Genomic DNA, 13,148 nt, shown 5'->3' with positions numbered 1-13,148 from the left:
GACGCATAGCGGTCAGCGGGCACACTGCGGGCCCGTCGTCGAATTCAGTTGGTGGCCCGGCAGTTCTGGCCCCTCGTGACCGGAACCGCCGTGGTCGCCGGAACACCCAGTGTCGGCGCGGGAACGGTGGTCGTGGTCACGGGTAGCGGCCGGGCGCGTCGGTCTCGGCCGATTCGACGACGGCGTGGTCGCCGTCGATCTCGCGGACCTCGAACACCGACTGCCCACCAGCCCCCGAGAAGCTGGGGGCATGGCATCTGGGTCGTTCGCGTCTAACGTTTGTTGCGGCACAGCCACAATGAGGTGGTTCGGTGGTGTGCGCGGAACTGCGGATGGATCGGATGAGATGGTCGAGGCATTGGGTCGGAAGCGGTGGTTCGTGGTGGGCGCCGTTGTCGTGACGGGGTTCGTGGGCGGGTGTGCCACGGAATCCACGGGGCGGGTGGAGGATTCGGTGCCGACGGTGCGGGGTGCCGCCGGGGTGCCGGGGCCGCTGAAGATCGCGTTTGCGGATGGCTGGCAGTCAGTGTTCGTGATGAATCCGGACGGTAGTGGGGTCACTCGCATTGCCACGGGCTCGGACCCGAGTTTCGCACTGGATGGTTCGAGGATCGTCGTGGCCGGCGCCGGGATCTCCACGATGGATCCGGATGGCGGCAATATCACGAGAGTCGCGGACGGCGGATACGGCCCGACGTTCGCGCCCGACGGGCGCACCATCGCTTTCGCCCGCGGCGGCGCCATCTACCTGGTGGACAGTACCGGCGAAAATCTTCGGCGACTCACCGATATCCCGGACCCCGCGACGGTGGGCCCCGATCTGGTGTCGGCCAACTCCCCCTCGTTTGCGCGCGATGGTTCGGCGATCGTTTTCGTCAGGGCGGGGATCATTTGGCTCATGGCGGGCGACGGCACCGGCCAGCGGGAACTGCTGCGGGACCAGTTCTACAACTCCGGTCCGAAATTTACCGCCGACGGCGCTGACATCGTGTTCACCAGCAATCGAGGTGGCAGGGACCAGTCCGAGATTTACACGATGAAACGCGACGGCACCGATATCCGGGCCCTCACCACCGATGGGGTCGGCGGCCTGTCCCTCTCGCCGGATGGCAGGAGAATCCTCTACACGCGTATGAGCCGGACCCGGTCGAACGCCGAAGTCTGGGAGATGAATGTGGACGGCAGCAACCCGCACCGTCTCACCGATCCGAACCTAGTGGCGCAATCTCCCAGCATGGGAGGAACCGGTCCTTCGTGATCGCCGGGTCAGCTCAACGTTCGTCCGGATAGCCCCACTCCAGATCGATGTCCGCCGCGGGCGCGATCCTGCGGACGGCCGCGGTGAAATCTCGCTCGAAGACCGGCCGCCTCTCCCCGAATCCCCGGATGATGATCGGCCCATGCTCGCTGCACACCACAAGAGGTCTCCATGGTGCGGACGAGTCGTTGCCCGAGGCGGGTGCCTGGCGGGTACCGCGATGAGCATGCCGCCGCTGCCGAGCAGCGCCTCGATCGTGAATCCGGCGAAGACCGCCCCCGGCACCAGCACCATGCGCACAGTCCGGCCGCTTCCCGGGGCCACCGCAGGGTTTCCTGTCTCGGGTACGGCTGGCGCGGTCCAGGTGCGCGAGCATCAGCCCGAATGATGGTGACCGGTGGGTGGAGAACCGGACATTCTGGTAGAAAACCGGTCATGATTCGGCGTCCGACCGCGATCTTCTGTTCGTACGTCCAGTCCGGGGGTACGGTCGGGCTCAGTCGGGAAAGTCGATGAGGAGGCCCGGATCATGGCAGCGCGAGTTCATGCCTTCACCGATGACGCATTGGGTGAGCACGACGGCGTGGGGATCGCCGAGCTGATCCGGCGCGGCGAGCTCAGCGCCGCCGAGGTCGCCAAGGCGGCGCGGGAGCGGGCGGCTCGGGTGAATCCGGAGCTGAACGCGCTCGTGGTCGATCTGGATACGCCGCTGGTGTCTGGGGAGCGCGACGCACTGCTCTACGGCGTGCCCACCTACGTCAAGGACAACACCGACGTGTCCGGGCTGCCCACCCAGCACGGCAGCGCCGCGTGGCGAGCGCGGCCCGCGAAAGCGCACGGCCCCTTCACGAAACAGTTTCTCAGCACCGGGATGACCGTGCTCGGCAAGACCACGCTGCCGGAGTTCGGGCTCAACGCCACCACCGAATTCGCCGATGCCGCACCGACACACAACCCGTGGGCCACCGGATACTCCTCCGGAGCGTCCTCGGGTGGTGCGGCCGCCATGGTCGCCGCGGGCGTGGTGCCGATCGCGCACGGCAATGACGGCGGCGGCTCGATCCGCATCCCCGCCGCCTGCTGCGGGCTGGTCGGATTGAAGCCGACCCGGGGCCGCCACATCGACGGCCCGCAGGCTCGCTCCATGCCGATCAACCTCGTCTCCGAGGGTGTGCTCACCCGCACCGTCCGCGACACCGCCACGTATTTCGCTGCCGCCGAACGCTTCTGGCGCAATCCGGCGTTGCCGCCGGTCGGCCTGGTCGAAGGTCCCGCGCAACGGCGCCTGCGGATCGGCGTGCTCACCGAACCCATCACCGGCGCGGTCCTCGACCCGCAGGTTCGGGCCGTTCACGACGACACCGTCGCCCTGCTGGAAAGTCTGGGCCATGAGGTGCGCCCGCTCGCGTACCCGGTGGATCGCGGCTTCGCCGACGACTTCGCCACCTACTGGGCGATGCTGGCGTTCCTGTTGGGCCGCACCGGCAAACTCACCCTCGACCGCTCCTTCGACCCCGCCCGCCTGGACCCGTTCACCCGCGGGCTGGCCGCCCGGTTCGGCGGCTCCGCGCTGCGCTCGCCCGCGGTGCTCTACCGGCTCTCCCGCATCCGGCAGGCCTACGCCGCGTCGTTCCGTGACGTCGAACTCGTGGTGTCCCCGGTCCTGGCGAGCGTGACCCCGCACCTGGGGTACCTGAGCCCCGACCAGCCCTTCGACGAGGTCTTCGAGCGCCTGCTGAACTACGTCACCTACACCCCGCTGGCGAACGTGACCGGTGCGCCGGCCCTGTCGCTGCCCTTGGGCGCGTCCGCCGACGGCCTCCCCATCGGCATGATGTTCTCCGCCGCGCACGGCGACGAACGCACCCTGCTCGAACTCGCTTACACCCTGGAGGCGGAGCGGCCCTTCCGCCGCATCCAGGAGTGAGCGCGGCGGAAGATCACCATCTCCGAGCTCAGACCGTGACGGGCCGCAGGGCGTCCGGCGTCAGATCCTTCAGCGTCGGATACCCGTCCACCGCCATGATCAGATCCGCCTCGGCCAGCAACGTGCGCAGCACGTGCACGATGCCGTCCGCCCCGCCCAGCGCCAGCCCGTACGCGTAGGGCCGCCCGATGCCGACCGCCGACGCGCCCAGCGCGAGGGCCTTGATGATGTCCGCGCCCGACCGGACCCCGGAATCGAACAGGACGGGCAGCCCGTCCGCGGCTGACACCACGCCCGGCAGCATGTCCAGGGCCGGGAGCCCGCCATTGGCCTGGCGGCCACCGTGATTGGAGCAGTAGATGCCGTCCACGCCCAGATCCTTGGCGCGGCGCGCGTCATCGGGATGACCGATGCCCTTCACGATCAGCGGCAGCTTGGTCAGCGACCGCAGCCACGGCAGGTCGGCCCAGGTGAGCGGATTGCCGAAGACCTGGATCCAGCGCAGGATCGCCGTCTGCGGATCCTCCTCGGGCGACTTGGCCAGGCTCGCCCGGAACACCGGGTCGGTGAAGTAGTTGGCCAGGCAGTGTCCGCGCAGCTGCGGGAGGTTGCCGGTCGACAGGTCGCGCGGCCGCCACCCGGTCACCCAGGTGTCGAGGGTGACCACGATGGCCTTGAATCCGGCCTTTTCGGCGCGCTCGACGAGGCTCGCGGCCAGGTCCCGGTCGGTGGGGGTGTAGAGCTGGAAGAACCCGGGGGTGTCACCGAACTCGGCGGCGACGTCCTCCATCGGATCGACCGTCAGCGTGGACGCCACCATCGGCACGCCGGTGCGCGCCGCCGCCCGCGCGGTCGCCAGATCCCCGTGCCCGTCCTGCGCGCACAACCCGATCACCCCGACCGGCGCCATGAAAACCGGTGCGGCCCAGGTGCTCCCGAACAACTCGACGGACAGGTCGCGCTCTTTGGCCCCGACGAGCATGCGCGGCATCAGACCCCACCGATCGAACGCCGCCACATTGGCGTTCTGGGTCCGCTCGTCGCCCGCGCCGCCCGCCACATACGAGTACACCGACGGCGGCATCGCCGCCCGCGCCCGCTCGGCCAGATCCGTGTAGCTCACCGGCATCGCCGGCACCACCCCGCGCAACCCGTTGAAGTAGATCTCGTTCTGAAAATCACCGAATGCCACGCGCAACCTCCTTGTTCACGCACCCGCCGCCGGAGCGCCCCGTCATTCTGCCAGCAGACCCTACCGGTGGGTAAGAAGTTGCGACGGCGGGACCTGCCACACCCCGCGGGGTCTCTCGACCAGTGGCAGGTCCCGTCGGCGCTCGGCGCGGAAACCGGAGCTCAGCGCACCGGCAGGTTCCAGCGCGCGGCCGGGGCGAACACCCCGGCCGGGTCGTAGCGGCGGCGCGTGTCGACCAGGCGTTCGCGCTGCGGCTCGGTCCAGGCCGTCAGGGTGTCGGACGCCCCGCCGAGCGGGTTCAGGCCGAAGTTCGGCGTGGCGGCGTCCAGACTCCACCGGTCCAGTGCCGTCGCCACCCGATCGAGCGCGGCGGGGACCACATCGGCGATCGGCGGGGCCAGCACGCCGACCGCGAAGACCTGGAACGCCGCGTGACGGCCCGCGATCGTGTTGAGCGACTGCGGCTCCCGCGCGATCGCGCCGCCGAACACCCGGATCTCGGCCATATTGATCGGCGCCCCCACGACCGCCCCGAGCAGGGCGTCGAGGGCCGCGTCCGGCAGTTCCCGCAGCAAGGTCCCCCGATCCAGTGCGGGCATCGGATGGGTCGGGTCATTGTGGATGGAAGCCAAAGCCGTGTAAGGCATTTCGGCGACGGTGTCCATCAATGGTGCGGCGACCGGGCGCAGCGGGGCGAGCAGCGCGGCCCCCTCGGCGGCGTCACCGACATGGGCGTAGCGCAGGGTCAGCACCGTGGCTCCGCGCAGTGGCTCCGGAATCTCCGGCAGCGGCGGCAGATTCAGGATCGCGACCGAACTGGTGACCGTCTCCGGTGCGGCCGCCAGCCAGTTCCGCCAGGCTCGCAGCACGACCGCCGCGTCCTCGATGCGGTAGGTGAGGCTGCCGGCGTAGAGGGTGTGGATCGGGAAGAGCCGGAACGTCATCTGGGTGACGATGCCGAAGGCCGCGCCGCCGCCCAGCAGTGCCCGGAACAGTTCGGGTTCGGTGTCGGGGGTGACGCGGCGCAGGGTCGCGTCGGCGGTCACCACCTCCATGGCGGTGACATGGTCGGCGGCGAAACCGTAGGTGCGCGCGATCGGGCCCAGCCCGCCGCCGAGGGTGTACCCGACGACGCCGACGCTGGTCGAGGACCCGGCGAGCCCGGCCAGCCCGAACGGGGCGGCGGCATCGAGGACCTGCTGCCAGCGCACGCCCGCGCCTACGGTCGCGGTGCGCTGATCACGGTCGATCGAGATCGCCTGAAGCAGGGTGGTGTCGACGAGGATGCTGTCCGCGGGTGTCGGCAGCACCCCGTGACCGGTCGCCCGCACCGCGACGGTGTAGCCGGACTCGACGGCGACGCGCACGGTGGCCGCGACGTCGGCGGCGCTGCTGGCCACCACGACGGCCGCGGCCGCGTGCTCGATCGCGGCATTGAATCCGGCCGCCGAGCGCTGGTACCCGTCCTCACCGGGGGTGTGGACGGCGCCGGCGACGGCCGCGCGCAGGCGTTCGACGACGGTGGCGGCCGGAATCGGATGTCGGTCGAAACCGGCCGTCGCGGCCGGATCGAAGACGCTGGACATGAGGCTCCTGAAAGTCGATGGTGCTGATCGATATTCAGGAGACCGCACAACGCTTATCGCGAACTTAGCTGTCGCCCAGCATCACCGGCGGGCTCGGAGGAGAGGGCGCTGACCAGGGCGTTCACCTCGGCGCGAGTCAATGTCGCGCCGGCCGCCACGCGTTCCTCGAACTCGGCTTCCGACAGCGCCGACCGGACCTCGGCTGCCTCGCGGACCGCGTCGACCGGATCCATCACCTCCGGCAGGAACCCGATCCGCCCACCCAGAGCGCGCACCGCCCCGAGCATCCGCGCACCGTCCGCGGGACGGCCGCTGCGGGCCGCGAGCGCCGCGGCCAGCTGCACCATCACCAGCCACGACGTCACGTCCCCGTCCCGTTCCAGCGCGGTCTGCATGGTGCGCAACGCGGTCCGCGCGTCGGTGATGTCACCGGCGTCCAGTGCGCAGCGGGCCAGCGTCCACGACGCGGAAGCCCCCGACCAGCGGTGCCCGCAGCGTTCGGCGACCGCGACCGCCTCCCGCAGTGCTGCCCGTGCTTCCTCGGCCGAGGCGGACGCGATAGCGGCCCGATGCTCGGCGACATCCGCGCCGAGCGCGTCCATCAGCTCCGCCGAGCGCGCGTCCCGCAGATGGATCGCGGCGGCCTCGGCCCGGTCCAGCACGCAGCGGCGGTGCGCCGCGCGCACCCGGTTCAGCTCGTCGGCTTCGCAACGGGCGAGCGCGAATTCGCGGATGCTCTGCAACATCCGGTAGCGGCGCGGCGACGACGCGGGCTGCACCCGCAGCAGCGATCGGCGCACCAGACCGGTCAGCGGTTCCAGCACGGCCATCGAATTCGAGACGCCGTGCACGGCCGCGGCGGCGTCGATGTCGAAGCTTCCGGCGAAGACCGCGACATCGCGCAGCAGCCGGGCTTCGGCGCGGTCGAGCAGCCGGTAGCTCCAGTCGATGGTGTCCGCGAGGCGGCGCTGTCGCGCGGGCGCGGTGCGGGCGCCTCCGGAGAGCAGCGTGAACCGGTCGGCCAGGCCGTCGGCGATCTGCTGCTCGGACAGCACCCGCAGTTGGGCGGCGGCCAATTCCACCGCGAGGGGGATGCCGTCGAGTTCGGCGCAGATCCGCCGGACCGGTTCGCGCACCGACTCGTTCAAGGACCAGCCCGCCACCACGCCCGCGGCCCGCGCGGCGAACAGCTCGACGGCCTCGGACTCGTCCAGCGGCGGTACCTCGACGATCTGCTCGCCGTCGACCGCGAGCGGCTCGCGGCTGGTGGCCAGGACCCGGATGCCGGGGCATCGAATCAGCAGCGTATGCACCACGTGGGCGACCCCGTCGAGGACGTGCTCGCAATTGTCCAGCAGCAGTGTGCCTTCCCGGTTCGCGACGATATCGGCGAGGCGATCGGGGGTGCTCGCACCCAGGACCTGCAGCGACTCGGCGATGGTGGCGGCGACCAGGTCGTCGGATTCGACCGGGGCCAGATCGACCCACCACGGCCCGTCCCCGGAGCCCGCCACCCGGGGCAGCCTCCGGCAGGTCTCGACGGCCAGCCGGGTCTTGCCGACACCGCCCGTGCCGACCAGCGTGACCAGGCGGGCAGCGCGCACGGCACGGCCGATGTCATCGAGTTCGGCGGTGCGGCCGACCAATTGGGTCCGCGGCACCGGCAGGGGACAGGCCGGCGCGGTCTCGGGCACGGTGACGGCAACCCGGGCGGGGGCCTCCGATCCGCGCAGCAGCTCCTCGTCGTGGCGCAGGATGGCGGTCTCGAGCTCCCGCAGCCGGAGTCCGGGTTCGATGCCCAGCTCGATGTCGAGCCGATCGCGGATGTCCCGCAGTGCCGCCAGCGCGTCGGATTGGCGTCCGGCCCGGTAGCGGGCCAGCGCCGTCAACTCCCAGACGCGTTCGTCGAGCGGATGCGCCACCGCCAAGGCCTCCGCGTCGAGCAGCGCGGCTTCGGCGTGGCCGGTGTCGATCCGCAACTCCACCAGCGCTTTTCGCGCCCGGAGCTCGAGCGCGGTGAGCCGCGCGATCTCCGGCCGGACGAAATCGGCATCGGCGATATCGGCGTACGGCGCGCCACGCCACTCGTCGAGCGCAGCCTCGAAGGCCCGCAGCGCTGTCGCGGAATCGCCGGTGGCGCAGGCTGCTTCGGCCGTCGCGAGGTGCCCGGTGAAGCGATGCGCGTCGATCCGATCAGCGGCCCGATCCAACTGGTAGCTGGTGGCGGACCGGACGATCACGCCCGCCGCGCCGCGCCGCCGGTCGGGCTCGAGTCGATCGCGCAGCTTCGAGATCCCGAAATGCAGTGACCCCACCGACGGTTCCACGGCGTCGTGCCACACCTGCTCGAGCAGCCGATCCGCCGACACCTCCCGCGGGAATGCCGCGATCAATGCCGCCAGCAAACTCCGCTGCCGCAGCCCGCCCAGATCGACCGGCCGTCCCTCGACCGTGGCCGCCAGTCCGCCCAGGACGTGTAGACGCACCTGCGGCCGCGCACCGTTCTCCTCGCCGTCATCCGGAAGATCACCCACGAATCACCTCACTAGCTCTCACTCGGCAATCTATCGCTGTGAGAACCGCGAAGCGCATCACCGCCGCGTGACTAGTCGTCGGCCTCGGGCGCCGGGTAGCCGATCAGTCCGCGCGCATGGCCCAGCGCGTGGCGTCCGGCGATCATGCCGGGCGACAGCGACTGCCGGGCGATCGCCCCGCCCAGGGCCCGGATCTCCGCGAAATCGATCGGCTGCCCGGCCGCGGCCGCGAGGAAGGCATCGATGGCCGGGACTGGCATCGGATGCGCCGGGTCATGGTGGATGCACGTGGTGTCCAGCAATGGTGTGGCCACCTGTCGTAGCGGCGCGAGCAACTCGGCGCCCCGGGCTGGATCTCCCGAGTGGGCGTAGCGCAGGTGCAGGACCGTTGCCCCGTGCAGCGAGGCCGGGAGGACCGGGACGGCGGGCAGGTTCAGCACCGCGACGGAGCTGGTGACGCCCTGCGGCGCGGCCGCCAGCCAGCTCCGCCAGGTCCGCAGCACGATGCCCGAGTCCTCGACGCGATAGGTGAGACCGCCCGCGTAGAGGGCGCCGGATCCGGCCGAGACCCGGACGGCGGGAGCGGCATCCGCGGCCGGGTGCCGGTAGGCGTCGGCTCCCGGCGTCGGCACAGCGCCCGCGACCGCCGCCCGCACTCGCTCGGCGACCCGATAGGCCGGAAGCGGACGCGCACCGATGGGCGCGGGCGGATCGCAGACGCTGGACATGAAGCTCCTGTCACTCGACGGGGTCGTTGACGTCCAGCAGAATGCCTGCCGCTTAGCGCGAACTTAGCGCCCTGCCCGGCAGTCTCGCGGGCTCGCCGAGAATGGAGCCGACCAGCACATTCACCTCGTCGCGGGACATGGTCGCGCCCGCCGCCAGGCTCGCCTCGAATTCCGCCGGGGGCAGCGCGTTCTCGACGGCGGCGGCCTCGCGGGCGGCGTCGATCGGGTCCATCACCTCGGGCTGGAATCCGATCCGGATGCCCAGGGCGCGGACCGCGCCGAGCAGGCGGGCCCCGTCGGCGGGGCGGTCGGCGCGGGTCGCCAGGGCCGCCGCGAGATGCGCCATCACCAGCCACGAGGTGACATCACCGTCGAGCTCGACCGCGGTGTGCATGGTGCGCAAGGCGCTTCGCGCTTCGGCGTGGTCGTCGGCCTCGAGGGCACAGCGGGTCAGGGTCCAGGAGGCCGAGGCGACGGTGAGGCGGTGGCCGCAGCGTTCGGCGACCGCGATCGCCTCGGTCAGGGCGGCGCGCGCCGCGACGGGACGATCGGCGTAGCGCAGGATTCGGCCCTCCACCATGAGCGCGTCGGCCAGCTGCCAGGGGCGGCCGTCGCGGCGGGCGACGGCCACGGCCATGGCGGCATCCGCGGCCGTGTCGCGCGTGGGGTCGGCCACCGCGCGCAGATAGGTGGTCCAGGTGCGCATCCAGGTGGCCGTGTCGCGATCGCCTTCCGTGTTCGCGATGGCGGCCGCGCGCTCCGCCATCGCCACGCCGCGCACCGGATCGCCGGAAAGATAGTGCAGCCCACCCAGTCCGCCCAGGGCGAGGGACAGGGTCGCGGCGTCCACGCCGTGGTCGGGCGGTTCGCTCGAGGCGAGCGCCGTCGTGATGGCCGGAATGCCCTCCTCGATGAATCCGCGCCGATACCAGAACCAGTACAGCGCCGCCGCCAGCCGCAGCACGTACGCGGGGTCGCCGGCGGCGAAGGCGGACGCGATGGCGGCGCGGTGTTCGGCGACATCCCGGTTGAGAGTGTCCATCGACTGCGCCGAGCGTGCGTCGCGGAGATGCGCGGCCGCGGCCTGCGCCCGCTCCAGCACGCACTGCCGGTGCGCGGCCCGGGCGCGCTCGAGCTCCCCGGCTTCGCAACGGGTGAGCGCGAATTCGCGAATCGTCTGCAACAGCCGGTACCGGCGCGGCGACGAGGCGGGCTGCACCCGCAACAGTGACCGCCGCACCAGACCGGTGAGCGGGGCCAGGACGGCCATCGACGAGGTAGCCCCGTGGACGGCGGCCGCCGCGTCGATGTCGAAACTCCCGGCGAAGACCGAGACATCGCGCAGCAGCTGCGCTTCGGCGGGATCGAGTAGCCGATAACTCCAGTCGATGGTGTCGGCCAGGCGGCGCTGCCGCACAGGCGCGGTGCGCGAACCTCCCTCGAGCAGCGTGAACCGGTCGGCCAGGCCGTCGGCGATCTGCTGCTCGGACAGCACCCGCAGCTGGGCCGCGGCCAACTCCACGGCGAGCGGGATGCCGTCCAGGTCGGCACAGATGCGCCGAACCGGTTCGCGCACACGGTCTTCGAGACTCCAGCCCTCGACCATGCCCGCGGCCCGCGCGGCGAACAACAGGACGGCCTCGGACTCGTCCAGCGGCGGAACGTCGATGACGCGCTCCCCGTCGAGGGCGAGCGGTTCACGGCTGGTGGCGATGATCCGGACCCGGGGGCAGCGGGTCAGCAGGACGTTCACCACCTCGGCGACCCCGTCGAGGACGTGTTCGCAATTGTCCAGCAGCACCGTGCATTCCCACGTCGCGACGATGTCGGCGAGCCGTTCGGGCGTACTCGCGCCGCACACCTGCATGGCCGCGGCCACGGTGGCGGCGACCAGGTCGTCGGATTCGACGGGGGCCAGATCGACCCACCACGACTGATCCTCGGCCGCCGGTGTTCGAAGCAGGCGACGGCAGGTCTCCACCGCCAGCCGGGTCTTGCCGACCCCGCCGGTGCCGACCAGGGTCACCAGCCGGCTCTCACGCACCGCGCGATAGATCTCGTCGAGTTCGTCGGCGCGCCCGATCAATTGGGTACGCGGCGCCGGCATCGGGCAGGTCGCCGCGATCAACGGGGTGACGGCCTGGACCGCGCCCGCCGACGCGGGCAGCAGCTCCTCGTCGTGGCGCAGGATCGCGGTTTCCAGTTCGCGCAACCCGACGCCCGGCTCGATGCCGAGTTCGGTGTCGAGCAGCCGCCGTACATCCCGCAATGCCGCCAGCGCCTCGGACTGCCGCCCGGCGCGGTAGCGGGCCAGCGCCGCGAGCTCCCACACCCGCTCGTCGAGCGGATGCGCGGCCACCAGCGCCTCGGCGTCGGCGAGCGCCGCTTCGATCCGGCCGGTGTCGAGTCGCAACTCCACCAAGGCTTTCCGGGCCCGCAGTTCCAGTCCGGTCAGCCGCGCGATCTCCGGCCGCACGAAATCGGCGTCGGCGATATCGGCGTAGGGCGCGCCCTTCCATTCGCTCAACGCGGTTTCGTAGGCGCGCAGCCCGGCCGCGGAATCCCCTGCCGCGCACGCTGATTCGGCGTCGGCGAGCTGCCCGGCGAAGCGGTGCGCGTCGATCCGATCCGCGTCCAGGGCCAGCTGGTACCGCGTGCCGGACCGCACGATCACCCCTTCGGCGCCGCGCCGCCGCTCGGGTTCGAGCCGGTCGCGCAGCTTCGAGATCCCGAAATGCAGTGAGCTGACCGAGGGTTCGGCCGCATCGTGCCACACCTGTTCGAGTAGCCGGTCCGCGGACACCTCCCGCGGATAGGCCGCGATCAGGGCCGCGAGCAGACTCCGCTGCCGCAACCCGCCCAGGTCGACCGGCCGCCCCGACACCGTCGCGGCCAGTCCACCCAGCACATTCACCAACACTTCCGGCCGAACGCCGACCCCCTCGGCGTCACTCGGCGGACCACCCACGAATCACCTCGCTACTACTCTCTCGCAATCTATCCCGCCGCCCGCGCGGCGTCGTGGATGGGCGTTCAGTAGTGGGCGTTGAGGTACTCCGCCGCGTGGGTCGTCCACAGCACGTTCGTGCCGGGCATGTTGTGGCCGGAATACCGGACGTGCTCGCCGTCGGGCCAGGGCGTCAGGTACCCGAGCAGGCCGCGCATCGCGGCGGTGTAGCGGTCCAGGTTGGCGACCGGGTTCTGGAGCAGGAAGTTCAGCAGTTCGTGGAACAGCATCGGGGTGAGGTTGCCGATCCGCGCGCCCTCGACGAGGGAGAACGGCGAGATGGCGGTGTCGATGGCGCGCAGCGGGGAGTCGCCGGGGGAGGAGGTGATGATGTCGTTGGGGTTGGCGTACTCGCGCACGTCCAAGCCCGCCGGCCAGGCGCCGCGCTGACCGTGCAGGCCGTAGGTCTGCGGCGGGCACAGGTCGCCCACGGACTGGCCCTTGCGGCGCATGGGGTTGGCGATGTTCACCGTGAACGCGATCTCGAGCGGCGACCCGTCGACATTGGTGTAGACGCCCGCGCGCACACCCTGCAGGATCGTGCTGGCCACGATCCCGCCCAGCGAATAGCTCAGCAGGCCGCACACATTCGGCGAATCCTGGATGGCCTTGACCCCGGCCGCGACCCCGAGCCGCACCGAGGTGTCCAGCGAGGAGCCCCAGGTGCTGGGCACCGGGCCGATCTCGGCGGGCCAGTCCGGTTCGAACGCGCTGAACTTGCTCGTGTCCAGCAGCTTGGTGACATCGTGCAGCATGCCCGCCGGTGTTCCGTCGGAATTGCGCTGCTCCCCGGTGCCGCGCAGGGTGATGATGTCGATCATGGCGTTCCCCTCCATGCGCCGAACCTTTCGGCGCGGATTCGACGCTAGAAGCGTCCTACCAGCTAATCGCGAGTAGTCGGCTACCCGTTTACAAC

Annotated in this window: 9 protein-coding genes; 3 read left to right on the top strand and 6 right to left on the bottom strand. The window is 71.0% G+C overall.

Annotated features, from left to right (window positions below):
• The first annotated feature begins 346 nt into the window (after positions 1-346).
• The 3 genes from ACWEOI_RS17345 (at position 347) to ACWEOI_RS17335 (ending at position 3,185) form a co-directional block, all read left to right on the top strand.
• Positions 347-1,258 carry a TolB family protein gene (locus tag ACWEOI_RS17345; RefSeq protein ID WP_452360243.1) on the top strand — a complete coding sequence of 304 codons (912 nt, stop codon included), beginning with the start codon at positions 347-349 and terminating at the stop codon, positions 1,256-1,258.
• Positions 1,259-1,478: 220 nt separating this feature from the next.
• The gene (locus ACWEOI_RS17340; protein ID WP_452360242.1) at positions 1,479-1,646 is read left to right on the top strand and encodes a hypothetical protein; all 168 of its coding nucleotides are present in this window, start codon (positions 1,479-1,481) and stop codon (positions 1,644-1,646) included.
• Between the two features lie 141 nt (positions 1,647-1,787).
• On the top strand, positions 1,788-3,185 hold the full coding sequence (locus tag ACWEOI_RS17335; RefSeq protein ID WP_433672837.1) for an amidase: 1,398 nt from the start codon (positions 1,788-1,790) through the stop codon (positions 3,183-3,185).
• Between the two features lie 28 nt (positions 3,186-3,213).
• On the opposite strand, the gene ACWEOI_RS17330 is transcribed toward ACWEOI_RS17335, so the two are convergent.
• The 6 genes from ACWEOI_RS17330 to ACWEOI_RS17305 all read right to left on the bottom strand — a co-directional run bounded on the left by ACWEOI_RS17330 (position 3,214) and on the right by ACWEOI_RS17305 (position 13,068).
• Positions 3,214-4,377, bottom strand: a complete 1,164-nt coding sequence (locus ACWEOI_RS17330) for a lactate 2-monooxygenase (protein ID WP_452360241.1) — start codon at positions 4,375-4,377, stop codon at positions 3,214-3,216.
• Between the two features lie 161 nt (positions 4,378-4,538).
• The gene (locus tag ACWEOI_RS17325) at positions 4,539-5,963 is read right to left on the bottom strand and encodes an FAD-binding oxidoreductase (RefSeq protein WP_452360240.1); all 1,425 of its coding nucleotides are present in this window, start codon (positions 5,961-5,963) and stop codon (positions 4,539-4,541) included.
• Between the two features lie 53 nt (positions 5,964-6,016).
• The gene (locus tag ACWEOI_RS17320) at positions 6,017-8,497 is read right to left on the bottom strand and encodes a BTAD domain-containing putative transcriptional regulator (protein ID WP_452360239.1); all 2,481 of its coding nucleotides are present in this window, start codon (positions 8,495-8,497) and stop codon (positions 6,017-6,019) included.
• Positions 8,498-8,568: 71 nt separating this feature from the next.
• Positions 8,569-9,225, bottom strand: a complete 657-nt coding sequence (locus ACWEOI_RS17315) for a hypothetical protein (RefSeq protein ID WP_452360238.1) — start codon at positions 9,223-9,225, stop codon at positions 8,569-8,571.
• Positions 9,226-9,277: 52 nt separating this feature from the next.
• Complete coding sequence (locus ACWEOI_RS17310; RefSeq protein ID WP_452360237.1) at positions 9,278-12,193, bottom strand: BTAD domain-containing putative transcriptional regulator; 2,916 nt, start codon at positions 12,191-12,193, stop codon at positions 9,278-9,280.
• Positions 12,194-12,258: 65 nt separating this feature from the next.
• On the bottom strand, positions 12,259-13,068 hold the full coding sequence (locus ACWEOI_RS17305; protein ID WP_433672843.1) for a hypothetical protein: 810 nt from the start codon (positions 13,066-13,068) through the stop codon (positions 12,259-12,261).
• Positions 13,069-13,148: the final 80 nt, after the last annotated feature.

Source organism: Nocardia sp. NPDC004340, assembly GCF_053602575.1.
This window is presented reverse-complemented; position numbering and strand designations above follow the sequence as displayed.

Bases quoted from the DNA above. Each gene is read 5' to 3' on its own strand.
- ACWEOI_RS17345 (WP_452360243.1), top strand. From the start codon at position 347: ATGGTCGAGGCATTGGGTCGGAAGCGGTGGTTCGTGGTGGGCGCCGTT.
- ACWEOI_RS17340 (WP_452360242.1), top strand. From the start codon at position 1,479: ATGAGCATGCCGCCGCTGCCGAGCAGCGCCTCGATCGTGAATCCGGCG.
- ACWEOI_RS17335 (WP_433672837.1), top strand. From the start codon at position 1,788: ATGGCAGCGCGAGTTCATGCCTTCACCGATGACGCATTGGGTGAGCAC.
- ACWEOI_RS17325 (WP_452360240.1), bottom strand. From the start codon at position 5,963: ATGTCCAGCGTCTTCGATCCGGCCGCGACGGCCGGTTTCGACCGACAT.
- ACWEOI_RS17315 (WP_452360238.1), bottom strand. From the start codon at position 9,225: ATGTCCAGCGTCTGCGATCCGCCCGCGCCCATCGGTGCGCGTCCGCTT.
- ACWEOI_RS17305 (WP_433672843.1), bottom strand. From the start codon at position 13,068: ATGGAGGGGAACGCCATGATCGACATCATCACCCTGCGCGGCACCGGG.